General features: G+C 48.6%; 9 protein-coding genes. 2 read left to right on the forward strand and 7 right to left on the reverse strand.

Features of this window, described 5'->3' with window-relative positions; all coding sequences use genetic code 11:
- The coding region (locus AC58PV_RS30820) for a hypothetical protein (RefSeq protein ID WP_497436721.1) at positions 1 to 249 on the forward strand (249 nt) is incomplete at its 5' end.
- Between the two features lie 293 nt (positions 250 to 542).
- On the opposite strand, the gene AC58PV_RS30825 is transcribed toward AC58PV_RS30820, so the two are convergent.
- From AC58PV_RS30825 to AC58PV_RS30840, 4 genes are all read right to left on the reverse strand, one after another.
- The gene (locus AC58PV_RS30825) at positions 543 to 1,238 is read right to left on the reverse strand and encodes a Dph6-related ATP pyrophosphatase (RefSeq protein ID WP_497436722.1); all 696 of its coding nucleotides are present in this window, start codon (positions 1,236 to 1,238) and stop codon (positions 543 to 545) included.
- 40 nt (positions 1,239 to 1,278) lie between these two features.
- Complete coding sequence (locus AC58PV_RS30830; protein WP_497436723.1) at positions 1,279 to 2,952, reverse strand: FAD-binding dehydrogenase; 1,674 nt, start codon at positions 2,950 to 2,952, stop codon at positions 1,279 to 1,281.
- Positions 2,953 to 3,073: 121 nt separating this feature from the next.
- Positions 3,074 to 4,801, reverse strand: coding sequence for an AAA family ATPase (locus tag AC58PV_RS30835; RefSeq protein ID WP_497436725.1), 1,728 nt, complete (start codon positions 4,799 to 4,801; stop codon positions 3,074 to 3,076).
- 91 nt (positions 4,802 to 4,892) lie between these two features.
- Positions 4,893 to 5,183, reverse strand: a complete 291-nt coding sequence (locus AC58PV_RS30840) for a hypothetical protein (RefSeq protein ID WP_497436726.1) — start codon at positions 5,181 to 5,183, stop codon at positions 4,893 to 4,895.
- 414 nt (positions 5,184 to 5,597) lie between these two features.
- Between AC58PV_RS30840 and AC58PV_RS30845 the strand changes: the two genes are divergently transcribed.
- Positions 5,598 to 7,763, forward strand: a complete 2,166-nt coding sequence (locus AC58PV_RS30845; protein WP_497436727.1) for an S-layer homology domain-containing protein — start codon at positions 5,598 to 5,600, stop codon at positions 7,761 to 7,763.
- A gap of 778 nt (positions 7,764 to 8,541) precedes the next feature.
- Here the strand turns inward: AC58PV_RS30845 and AC58PV_RS30850 are convergent.
- The 3 genes from AC58PV_RS30850 to AC58PV_RS30860 form a co-directional block, all read right to left on the reverse strand.
- On the reverse strand, positions 8,542 to 9,648 hold the full coding sequence (locus AC58PV_RS30850) for a rhamnogalacturonan acetylesterase (protein WP_497436808.1): 1,107 nt from the start codon (positions 9,646 to 9,648) through the stop codon (positions 8,542 to 8,544).
- Between the two features lie 26 nt (positions 9,649 to 9,674).
- Complete coding sequence (locus AC58PV_RS30855; RefSeq protein ID WP_497436809.1) at positions 9,675 to 10,871, reverse strand: FG-GAP-like repeat-containing protein; 1,197 nt, start codon at positions 10,869 to 10,871, stop codon at positions 9,675 to 9,677.
- A gap of 95 nt (positions 10,872 to 10,966) precedes the next feature.
- A complete protein-coding gene (locus AC58PV_RS30860) occupies positions 10,967 to 13,534 on the reverse strand; it encodes an exo-rhamnogalacturonan lyase family protein (RefSeq protein WP_497436728.1) in 2,568 nt (855 codons plus the stop codon).
- Positions 13,535 to 13,636 lie beyond the last annotated feature (102 nt).

Genomic DNA, 13,636 nt, shown 5'->3' on the forward strand with positions numbered 1-13,636 from the left:
TACTTCTACTTCTACTTCTACTTCTACTTCTACTTCTACTTCTACTTCTACTTCTACTTCTACTTCTACTTCTACTTCTACTTCTACTTCTACTTCTACTTCTACTTCTACCTCTACCTCTACCTCTACCTCTACCTCTACCTCTACCTCTACCTCTACCTCTACCTCTACCTCTACCTCTACCTCTACCTCTACCTCTACCTCTACATTCTGAGCACAAACCTTCCTCCACCACCACAAACATACTAGATGGATTTTATGTTGTTATTTCTGCTGATTTCGGCCCTTTTGGAGCAATAGATGGATTTTCTACAGTTAATTCCCTCAACAATCCACCAATCCGCCATTATATCATAAATTAGATGTATTTTTTCCATTTAATTGCTAAATCCCCTCCTAAACGGCTAGATTAGCTGTACTTTTTACATCTATTTGGTAAAGCTAGCTACTCAATTGAACACAATAAACATCCCCCAACGTGCGATCTGTGAAGACCACGCCCCGGAGGATGTCTGTTATTCCAAATTTTCGCTATGCTCGACTCAAGTAGTAACGAGCAGTTCCAGTGGCATAAAGGCATAATCCCCGTTCCTCAGAATATTCCCTTTGCGAACAGGAATACGACGCTTGAAGATCGGACCATCGATGACGGTTGTGTGGAACTCGCCGCCTTCTCCACATGGGTCGATACCACGGGCTTGCAGTTCTTCGACATAGTCATGGGTTAGCGTTCGTCCCAAATCGGCTTCCCGCATCCCTAACGATACATTGACCGTGACGAGAACGGACACAAACCCCAGATCAATAAACTCTTTGACTGCTTGGACATGGTCCATTCGCCATAGTGGCATGCCAAGATGTAAGCCAGCATTCTGGGTAACCTTGTCATGCCAGCAGCCCTCTTCGGGCATATCCAAGTCACCCGTGACTAACACTTCTGCACCTTGGCGTTTAACCTCTGCCAAAAGCCCCATAAAAACTTCCTCATAGTCATCCCAACTTGCAGCAGCCATAAATACAGGTAAACCGATAGATTCCGCTTGGGCGCGGATAAGCTCAGGAGGCATGCCGTGGGATCGGGATCGTTTCCCTTCTTCCTCCAGCATCACGATAAGCCCTACCGCTTCGCCAACTTTCAGTGATTTATATAGCGCTAGAACACTATCTTTTCCCCCGCTAAAAGAAGCAATAAACTTACGCCCGTGAGCGCCATTCGACCAGTTAATGATGTGGTTCATTCTTGATGTTCTCCTTTGTTTGTATGCTCTGATCATCATATCATAAGTTGCTGCTGAGCCCATTCAACTCCTTCGCAACAGCTCGTCCCGCTACTCGACCGGTAAATAAGCACCCTCCGAGAAACGTTCCCTCCAGCGCACGATACCCATGAAGTCCACCGCCCCCAAACCCGCTTGCCTCTCCGGCAGCATACAGTCCTGGAATCACCTCTCCCGCTTGATTCAATACCCTGCCAGATAAATCTGTTTGTAAGCCGCCTAACGTTTTACGACTCACGATATTCAAACGCACCGCTATAAGCGGGCCATTCGCAGGGTCCAGCAGTCGATGCGGTTTCGCAACACGAATTAATTTATCACCGACATAATGGCGAGCGCCTCGAATCGCTGTGATTTGCAGGTCCTTCGTAAATTTATTGACAATTTCCCGATCTCTAGCTTTGACCTGCCGCTCAATATGGGCATAATCCAGCAATTTTTCCTCCGTCAACGCATTCATACCCGTGACCAGCTCAGCCAATGTGGATGCAACGACGAAGTCCTCTCCCTTATCCATAAAAGCTTGCACCGGCGCCATCGCTCCTGGCAGCGCTCTAGACAACACTTTACGTATACTTTTCCCCGTCAAATCGGGATTCTGTTCAGATCCTGACAGGGCGAATTCTTTCTCAATGATTTTCTGCGTCAAAATAAACCAGGAATAGTCGTAGCCTGACTTTTGGATCGCTTCTAACGTGCCTAATGTATCAAATCCAGGAAAGTTTGGTGCTGGAAAACGCTGACCACGCGCATCTAACCAAAGTGAAGATGGTCCCGGTAGAATACGAATACCGTGATTATGCCACACGGGATTCCAATTCTTGATCCCTTCCGTGTAGTGCCACATCCGGTCGCGGTTCACAATCCGACCACCGGATTGCTCCGTAATGGCGAGCATGCGCCCATCGACATGAGCAGGCACACCAGAGAGCATCCGCTTGGGTGCTGCACCCAGCCGATTCGGCCAATATTGGCGGACTAACTCGTGATTGGCACCTATTCCGCCACTACACACGACTACCGCTCCCGCATGGTATTCGAATTCGCCAATCACATCACGCGAGCTCGCTTCCCCGCGAGCCGCAGAGCTAGGGACAAGCACAGAACCACGAACGCCTGCGATTGCGCCACCGCTTTGAATAAGCTCGTTCACACGATGACGAGGGTGATAGACGACACGACCATCCTTCATGTACGCGCGAATGCGCTGCTCGAATGGCGCAATGATGCCAGGGCCTGTCCCCCAAACAATGTGAAAACGAGGCACAGAGTTGCCATGTTCCTCTGCCAGATAGCCTCCGCGTTCCGCCCAGCCGACAACTGGGAAAAAGCGGATCCCCATGGCATGCAGCCATGCGCGTTTCTCACCAGAAGCGAACTCGACATAGGCCTCTGCCCACTTGCGACCCCAGTAATCCTCGTCGTCTTCCCGATCAAAGCCAGCAGACCCCTGCCAATCTTGCCAAGCAAGTTCATGTGAGTCCTGAATGCTTAATCGGCGCTGCTCCGGAGAATTAACGAGAAATAAACCGCCGAACGACCACCAGGCTTGTCCGCCAAACGAGGCTTCTGGTTCCTGATCCAGAAGCAGTACCCTTTTGCCAGCATCCGCAATCTCTACCGTTGCCACTAAACCCGCGAGTCCTGCTCCAACCACAATAGCGTCATAGTCCATGATCGAGTTCTCCTTTGCATTCTGTCTTGATCGTCATATGTTCGAAAAAAGATTGCCCCTATGATGACCCATAAGGCCAATAAGGAGGCAATCCTTCATACATGGCATGCTCTTATACCTTTTACAAATCTTCATCCGTTTCCTCAGTTTGCTGAGTAGTAGATGTAGGTGAAGATAGCTTTTTGGGAGCAGGAGGAACAACCTCGATAGCTCTTGCCTTGGTGTCGCCATACAATTGAACGAATATCTCTTCAACCTCATCACCAGTTAGATCTTCCCGCTTCAGCAACTCTTCTGCAATCTTATGGACGAATTCTGAATATTCAAGAACGAGTGCCTTAACCTGCTTCATTTGCTCATTCAACAGCTCATTAATTTTCGGACGAAGCGTTTTAAGTCCATCCACACGTGAGCCAACTGCAAGGAAACTAAACAGCTCATCCCCCATACCCATCATGCCCAAGTAGGCACCCGCCACCTCAGTAGCACGCTGTAAATCAGATGTAACCCCATTCAATTTCTTATGCAGGAATTCATCCTCTACTGCACGTGCAGCGAGACTCACCTGAATGGATACAAGCATCTCAGCATCCGTTTGGAGGTGTCGCTCATGATTTTCTTTCGTAGCCGAGAGTCCTAACGCACCACCACGACGAACAATGGTAACTTTCCATACACGCGAGTGAGGCTTAAGCAAAAATTGAGCTACCGCATGACCCGCTTCGTGATAAGCAATACTGCGTTTCTCGTCGTCTTGCATGGACCGATAAGGCTGTTTCAGTCCCCATTCGTAAGTTTCCATCGCAGCACGGAAATCCTCATAGCTGGCCGCTTGCGCACCACGTTGATGGGCGAGCACGACAGCTTCATTGACAATATGCTTAATCTGCGCCGGGCTGTAACCAATGGAATCAAGACCTGCTTTTTCAGCGGTAAGCGTTTCGTCCATTTTGACCTTTTTCAAATAGTATTGGAAAATATCAACCCGACCGTCATAATCCGGGACATCCACCCAGAGTTGGCGATCGAACCGACCTGGCCTGAGCAAAGCGGAATCGAGTACATCAGGCAAGTTAGTAGCTGCTATCGTAAGAACAGGCGGGCGTTCCGCCTTTTTGCGGCGCAACCCTAGAGAGCGCAGCATTTTTACAATTTTGGACGTATCAATATTAGGCGGGTCCATCTGTAGGAGCAGCTCATTCAGTAGGCCTGAACCGCCGCCCATTCCCATCATTCCCATGCCCATACCGCCACCGCCGCCTTGACGGCTCATGCCGATCGCATCAATCTCATCAATAAAGATGATACAAGCACCATAGACACGTGCAAGTTTGCGGGCTTTCTTGTAAATGCCCATAACTTTGAGGTTACCTACACCGAAGAACATATTCTGAAAACTTGGTGCAGATGCATAAGCAAAAGGAACCTGAGCTTCATTCGCAATAACCTGGGCTAAGTAGGACTTCCCAGTACCTGGCGGTCCACAAAGCAATAATCCGCGAATCGCTTCGCCACCCATCTCCTTGAACTCCCTAACACCTTTAAGCAGGGTAACAATTCGCTTCGCATTCTCGACAATTTCAGGATTTCCACGATAGTCATCCCATGTCGATCCAGTCTCTCCAGGCAGAATCCAATACGTTCGCCCTCGAGCAAGAAACCAGAACAGCGCAACGAATTGAATGATCATAAAGGCCATAGCGAATACGAGTTGCATCAATAACGTTACAACACTGATCGCTATCCCCCAAGCGGTTGGCCCACCTGCCCATAGCAGCCCGCCAAACAACACGATGGCTGCTAGCCAGAGGATTAACTTTCGCCATCTAATCCATTGATATCTCCTCATGGCTACACTTCCTTCCTATGATTAAGTTTGAATATCCCTATGAAAAAAAGCATACATCTTGGCCCCGCTAGAAGCAGGGCCACGGGAACACTTATTGAAATTTTTTAATGATATCGAGCACGTACTTCGCCATAACAGCGAGGCCGCAAATGAAATAGAAAATCACCACTATCCACCCTGTTGGATCGAAAGAAATCATAGATAATAGAACCGTCAGTGGCAGCACATAGTATAGGACATCTTTCAAATAACCTAACACGACTGTAGGTCCGAAGGAGCCAACCCAGAAAGATTTGAAGAATGCAATAAGAAAATCAATGATCATAAAGCCAAAAACGCCCCAAATCGTATAAATTATCCAGCCCTCAAGTGTATTTGTCACTTTTCATCACCACCTTCCTACATACTATGCTAGGAATTTGGACGGGTGATTGACCAGTAAGCTAGAACGATTCGTTTGAAATATTTCATTTCTATTACATACTTCATTCGGCTTTATTTTCCTTCTCACTGCGGGTTGTTTTAAGAAAAATATATTACTTTTTTTTGGAAATAATTCCGAAGAAAGCATTGGAATCTTTGAAAATCTGCACGAAATAGCTTCTAGATTGCGAAAGCGCAACCAAGCTAATGCTAATTAGGGATAGCACTAAAACTATTTTCCCTTTTTTTACAAATCAACACCCAGAAAAATCCATCTACACCCGAATACTCTTACTAAGTTTAACTCGCTTAAGCACACACCGCAGGGTCGCAATTTTCTACTCATTTATTTTATTAAGGAGAGAAGAAAAAGATGAAGCATTCACGTATGAAAAAACTGCTTATCCCCACACTAGCCCTCAGCCTTGTCATGACGACTGGCACAACAGCTTTCGCACAGAACGGTCGAGATCATAACGATAATCGGAACAATAACGCACGTCAAAATTTTGACAAACGCCCGCAAACCCCAATTAAGTTTGATTTCAAAGATATCAAAGGCAAAGAATTCGAATGGGCCTTAAACTACATTATGAGTCTCGTCTCTCGGCGCATTTTCGATGGGTATCCCGACGGCACCTTCAAACCACAAGAAACAGTTACACGCATCGAGGCCATTACAGCAGCTGTACGATTAATGGGACTTCGTGATCAAGCTGAATCTGATGCAGAAAAAGCGACCAAACTAAATTTCCTTGATGCCGCAAGTGTACCTTCCTGGGCTGTCGGTTATGTAGCTGTTGCTTTGGAGAATGATCTCTTTACCGAATCGGACACGAACGTCAACCCGAATCAACCTGCTGATCGCCTATGGGCGACAACGCTCCTTGTTAAAGCATTGAAGCTTCAAGATGAAGCTGAAGCCAACATGAATGCGAAGCTCCCTTTCTCCGACTCGTCTAGCGTTCCTGCTGGTTCGGTGGGATATGTGAAGGTGGCCGTCGACAAAGGTCTTGTGAACGGTTTTGAGGACAATACATTCCGCCCCAAACAACTCGTAACTCGCGCACAAATCGCTGCCCTATTAGATCGCGCAGGCAATCAATTACCGGGTAGTATTGAAGGGTTCGTTACAGGAACAGTCGTATCACCAGTCAGCGGCAATATCTTAACCGTCCGTACGAACGGCCAAAACATGAATTTGACATTGAATCCCGATGTATTTATTTATCGAAATGGTGCCAAGGTCAGTCCTTCCGCTTTGCAAACTGGGGATGTCCTCAAGATTCGATCCAACGATAATTCCATCATTTATATCGAAGTTTCCCAGTCCAATGGAGGCAACCCGACAACGCCAACGCAAGCTTTAGGTGTAAAGACAGGTATGGTAACTTCCGCGATAACTGGGAATACGATCTCCCTTTTAAGCAATGGACAGACGATCTCCCTACCTCTAAATAGCAACGTGCTTTACTTCCGTAATGGCGCACAGACGACAGCCGCAGGCTTGCAAGTAGGCGACATCGTAAGCACTCGTTCCTACAACTATGGGGTCAGTTATGTAGAAGTGACGCAAGCAGTGGGCACAGTCGGGACACCAACGAATTTGGCATCGACTATCACTGGTACTTTGACCTATCCGATTAGCGATAATACCTTACTGCTAACCACCTCGTCGGCCGGGGTTCAAGGCGTCTCACTGAACAGTTCTACCATCGTTTATAAAAATGGTGCATTTACAACTCTTTCCGCGCTTCAAGTAGGCGATATTCTAACAACTTACGCTTATAATCATACAGCTGCGGTTATTGAAGTAACCAAAAGTGTCTCCCCCGTCACAACGACAGGTGAGATGACAGGAACGATTTCTGGTCAAGTCAGCAACAATTTACTCACACTCACGAGTGGTGGACAGTCATATAGCCTGCAGCTTCACGCGAACACCTCCATCTACTCCGACGGTGTTCAAACGACGAGTGCGATATTGCAACCAGGTCAAGTCATTAAAGTCCACTACTATAACGGCGTTGTGCTCCATGCCGAAATCCTTCAGCGTGGGGATGGTACCTCGGTTACGCAGCCAACCATTGCCCAGCTCACAGGTACGGTCATTTCAGCAACAGACACTCTCATCGTGATTGTCAATGGCAATCAGGCTCAAGCAGTCAATGTAAACGACAAAGCTTTCATCTATCGTAACGGTACCCAGGTCAGTGGTTCAGCGCTACAAGCAGGTGATATTGTTAAAATCCGTTCCTACAACAATTCAGCCATCTATGCGGAAGTCACGCAGCTGACCAGTGGGAATAATCAAAACTTCAGCGTGACAGGCACATTTAACAGTGTAACCTTTACGAATCAAGGCAAGATTGCCACAATCACCATCAACCAAACAGGAACAAATGGAAGCAACGTGACGTCGACTTACAACGTGTCCTCATCCGTAAACATAACGGGCAACATCTCAAACATGGTGCAAAATCACGCCATAACTCTGCAAGGCACGGGAGCCTTGATAACGAAGATTAACATTCAGTAGGAAAGTAGCTGAAGGAAAGAAGCCCTCTCTGAAACCACGTAAGTGGCAGGGGGGCTTCTTTTTTGCGTGAAGTGACAAGCAAGTGTACCGTGATGTTACGCCTCCTACGCTGATCGTAAAGATTTGGCGTCGAACCGTGCTGCTAGGGTGCTGGAGTGCTTCAAAAGTGCAAAAATACATCTATTTTGAGTCGAAATGGCCTCGCTAGCTAAAATGCTTGCAAAAAGGCAACTATTTTGTGTGATGACGATCATTTTGGCTCTTTTTTGTCTAAAAGGTTGCCTATTTGCACTAATTTTCCATATTCGGGCAAATCCCATGGAAATAAGTGTATTTTCGCAACTTTGACGGTAATTTTAGTGTGGCAGGGGCGGGGGGCGGGGAATTTCGAGCGCTTTTTGGCGGTGATTATTATGACTGCTCGGGAGCGCGGCGGGATGGCAGCTTGTGGTGCTGTAACGGGGTTTTTCAACGTTACAGCTACTAAGATCGGCGGGGTGGCAGATTTTCGATGCTGTAACGGGGTTTTTCAGCGTTACAGCTACTGCGATCGGCGGGATGGCAGCTTTTCGGTGCTGTAACGGGGTTTTCAGCGTTACAGCTACAAAGATCGGCGGGACGAGCGATTTTCGGTGCTGTAACGGGGTTTTTCATCGTTACTGCTCTAGCACGCGCGCCAGCTCATCCCCCCGCTGCAGCCACGCAAACTCACGCAAAAAAGAGCTAAGCGCACGCTTAGCTCCCTTTCACCTCTACCCAGGCAACGGTGTCCCCTGCCTCAACGCAAATACAAGCTCAGCGGCTGCAGCTTCAAGTCTTTCAAACCTGCATGAACCAACTTCGCTACTTCAACTCCGCCTAACTGCTGGAAATGCGTGTTGTCTTCCACGCCGTCCGGGAAATTCAAGAACTCACCTGGCGCTAGCCACATGAATAATCGTTTCGTTCCTTCTGGCCCTAATGCTTCAAACAACACTTTGCTGCTAGCAGCAAGGTCGATCAATGGCACGTCTTCCGCTGCCGCCAACTCGCGCATGGCAACTAGATAATCGCCGTGCGTATCACGCAGCGTACCATCTTCCTCGAAGAAACGCCGTTGCACCGACGTGACCAGAATCGGATAGGCGCCTCGCTCGCGGGCGCCGTCGATATAGATTTTCAATGTTTCCTTGTAGGAGGAAAATGGCTCCGTAAATCGCGCTTCATCCGGCTTCTGGTCATTATGACCGAATTGGATGAGCAGGTAATCGTGTGGCTTGACGCGGCTCCATATCGTATCCAAGACACCTTCGCGGATAAAACTCAATGAGCTCCGGCCCGACAAGGCATAATTGGCTACCGCTGCATCGGCTTTGACGAAAAGCGGGAGCATTTGCCCCCAGCCTGCATACGGATATCCGTCTGTCGGCTGGTCGGTCACGGTAGAATCCCCAGCTAGAAACAATGTACACGTTGTAGGCACAGACTCGATTTCTAGCGCATTGATGCGTGGGGCTCGACCCGTGAATGTCAGCTTCAACTGTGCATCCGCGACCCATACTGAGAAACTTGTGCGAACAAAATGTCCCGCAGATGTTTGTTGCTTATGAAGCACAAGCCTTCCTTCACCTGTGGTGACCGTCGTTTCTGTTTGTGCGATCTCATCGCCTAACAGAATGGTAACACGGTAGGTCCCGTCCGGAACATCCACCAGAAACGATGTGTCCAGCGGTATGCAGAAGTCTCTGCGCAACGCACCTGGTTCTTCCCGATCTTTCGCATGAACATTCTTCACATTGCTAAATCCATAGCCAACCGCTTTCTCATATTCGGTATGCGGCGTAATCTTGGTATAACCTGACTCCGGGTTACTTACTCCGAAATCAAACTTCAACGCGTGTGTCATCATAACTTCCCTTCCTTTTTACAACATCACAACGGAATTTCGCCGCCAGGATATAAGGTTGAGCTAGACAATCGTTTGGGCTGCGGCACTGGTATGCCGGATCGTCCATTGCGCAGCACAAGCGGTCCACTGGCATAAATAGCAGCTGTGTCGTCATTATAAATAATCACTTGCTCTGTCCCACTACCGCATACATCGGCATGTACAGCATACCCGTTTAGTGGAAATTCAACAACAACATTCATCTCACCATCATACAAGGATGGCCAGACACCGCCGCCTCTGCGATAGGCCAATATCAGATCTGCGGAGTCGGCTTCCCAACCACGGAGTGGCTCGATAATCGTCAGCCAGCCATCTGTTTGACGGTCTTCCTTCCAAATCTCATTACCTTCGCAATCCAGCAAAAACAAACCATCCTTCCCTTTCAGTCCCTTTCCATCATCCTCACGGACAAGTCGATCCAATCCGGCAATTTGCAATCCTGGTTTATCACTGCGAAACCGGCCCAAAGCAATATGCTGCGATTCAATCGAGCCTTCATAGCGCCACAGTTCTTTCCCGAAGCGGTCATACATTACGGTAACACTGCCGCCGATCACAAGCTCAGGTTGCCCATCCCCATTCACATCCCCGACCCAGATACAGTCAGCATGATCCTCAAGATCCTTGCAGCTCCACAGTTTCTGACCATCATGATCCAAGAGATCATAACCTGCCATAACCTCGTCTTTGCCATCACCATCCAAATCATAGACCCATGGGAAATGTCCCGGGTTGCCTTGATGTGTCCAGAGTAGATTAAAATGGCGATCCAGCGCCCACATCGTGTGATAACGGTCTTTGAGAATAATGTCACTGGCATATGCCCCACCCGTCAAATTGGCCACAATAATGCAATCATGGGCATGCTCATGCGGCAGCTCATAAGAAGACTTTATCTCGCCACTCGCTCCATCCAGGATAAGAAAACGCCCATCCATCACACACAGTACTTCTAACTGACCATCACCGTCGATGTCAGCAATCTGCGCAGGGTAGTCGGACCCTGCACTTCCTGCACCCGAATCGGGCTTTCCTGTCTGCCATAGCAGATTGCCCTCTAGATCAAAAGCCGTCAGGCATTGCACCTGATGGGGAATATAGCGAACATCCTGCCGATTGTCGGGATGCACCAACAGCATCTCCATGCGACCGTCACCATTCAGGTCGCCTAGCAGCATTTTACAACGCGGACCCGCCGAGCTAATATCTACCGTACCTAACAGATAAGGCTCCTTGCACGTAAGTTCCACAGCTCATCTCTCCTCAGATCCGTTTATTGGGGCAGCCACTCCGAAATAAGCTCAAGTGCGATAATCGTATTCAAGGACCATTGCGCGGCCTCATTCGTATTCATCCAATCGATCTCTTGCAAGGTATCCACGTGTGAGACGAGAGACGCTTCCTGTTGAAGATCAACCTTAGCAAACGCGTTCCCTAGCAATATGGACCAACACTTCTTTGCGGTCTCATCATCCCTTTTATAAAATGCGCCATACGCTGTAATCGCTGCACTGAGCACTGGATGCTCGAAATTTTTCGTGGATATCTGACCATGGGTCAGCTCATCCTTTTCCTCCTGCGTTTGGTTATAGTAAACGCCGAGTTCCGCCATCATGTCTTCCCATTCAGGATCTTTTAGCATACCAGCAAGCTCAAACCACACCTGTGGTCCTCCCATACATATGGCCAAGTGCCTGCCCCAATTATCGTCGCCAAGCGGCGAGAGAATACCAGTTTTGGGATCATATCCATAAGTCGGTCCCGAGATAAGCCCATAGTTGGCGTCCTTAATACAGTTGATGCCTACCAAGATTTTGTCCCGATAGGAGGTATCTTCATAGCGTTCCCAACGTGTCATCCAATTCGAGCTAAAAGCCGCCCAATCCGGACCCACACGGATATGCGTTGGATGTTCATCCTTCGGAAAATAAGCGCGCATCGGATCCAAATTCACCGTCGTGAAATCCGAATCACGCACTTCATCCATGATGTCCCCGATCCGTTCATCGGCAGTCAAATAATAGAAGTACCGATGCAAGCCCGCCATGCCTATACGAGCCTCCTTGCAGCCGCAGCCCCAGTGAACCACATTATGCCTAGAGCCGAGCCCCGCATATTCACCGAAATGGTACAAGTCCACTTCACTCGTGTGCCGAGTCATCGCTTCTGCCATCCGGAAGATATCCGCACGCCCCGTGCGAAGGAACATCACCCATAGCCACATATTGGGCGCTAACTCTGTATTTTGCCAGGCACAACCTCCTAAATCGTAATTCCATACATGGCGTACTGGGTCATAACTATGCATGTAATCGCCATAATCCCAGAAACCGTACCACTTCCGTTGCTCAACTTCCTCTTGATAAAAGGTAATGATGCCGTCCAACCTATTCTCCATCTGCGCTTTCACCGGATGACTATGGTCTGGTAAACTCCAATAGCCGAAAGCACCCGTTTCGTGATAATACCTAGGCTCGCAAATGAGTAATGAGGGATTTTGCGCTTCAGCCTGCATATGCTCCAAAAGCGCTGCATCCGGCGTTTCGCTCGTACACCACAGCATCAATTCACTCGTATTCGCTATGCCATATGGTGTAGCCCGCAACTCTTCAGCACCTTCATACGATGATTCCACGTGTGTTTCTGTATCATAATGTCGAAGATCCATCGGTGTCCCATCAGGGGACCACAACCAGATCGTAAACACAGCCTCCGCACCGGCTGTGCTGTGTACCTCCAAGCTAGATGGGTGCTTCTCCCAGAAATGCCGCAACCCCACCGCTAATCCGCCGCCTTCACCGCCGACATAGCCTAGACCGCCAGCGCGAGCGCCGTCTGTCACCTTGACCCAGCTGCAGCCGGCCTTCGTCCGCTTCCATATCCGATAATGTTCAGAAGAATCTTGTACGAGTTTGAAGCTATCCCATGTTGCCGAATCATCGAGCAAACCAAGGAAATACGCATCTTCGGCAGGATCAAATGTCGTTAACTCACCTGCCGTTTGACTCTCAAATAACTCCCTATACTTTCCTTTCGTTCGACGGGTATGTAAGGTTTTGGGGGATTCGCTGAAATAGCCATGATCACCTGCCAACCGAATGTGCCTATTGTATTGCGCCCCTCTCATTGGCACGATGAAGCGAATGCCTAAGCCTTTAATGAAATCCTCATGGGGATTTCCATCATAATGAAACGTGTGTACGAGTTTAATCGTTTCTTGCCCTGCATACACATACATCCGAAGGGAAAAAGGCAGCCACTCTCTCGTTCCTGTTGTTGAGCGTAACTTGCCGTCTATTTTAACAACAGCCCGAATCGGTCCGTTTTGTTCAACAACAACGCGTAAGACACGGCTTTCGAAAGTCTCTTCGCGGCTTATCCGTACACCAGACGTTTCGCTCAGTTCTTCTTTCAAACCGATCAGCACGCCGCCGCTGCATATCTCGTTGCCCTCACGAACGATACTGCGAAGCCACTGTTCTCCTTGTTTGCCTATTGTGCAAATCATGATACCTGTATCCAGCGTTATGGTATCGTCCGTTTCGGTTACATTCATACGGTGTTCCGACTCAGAGCCCTCGCCTTTACGAATGGCATACCCTTCAACAGATCCAGGTTGAACGGAAGCCGCATGGGCAGACCACTTCACACTGCCATCCGGCCAGTAAGCAATCGGCCAGCTTTGTACAGGCACAGCGCCCTGGCGATCTTCCTTTTCCAAACGCAACGATTCATCACGCTTAAGCTCACCCTCACGCCAAGGTATTCCCCACGTTATTCCTACAGGCTTTATCGCCTCTTTGTCCAACCAATGCAGCTTAATTGCCAGATCTGAAGCCAAGTGATCATCTCCTTTTCACATGTAGCCTTATTGTAGAAAGAGGAGAACTTGCGAACAAGCGGACATTATTGCGAATCCGTGATGAGGCGGTTTGCACTTTTT

Source organism: Paenibacillus sp. J22FR83, assembly GCF_059691955.1.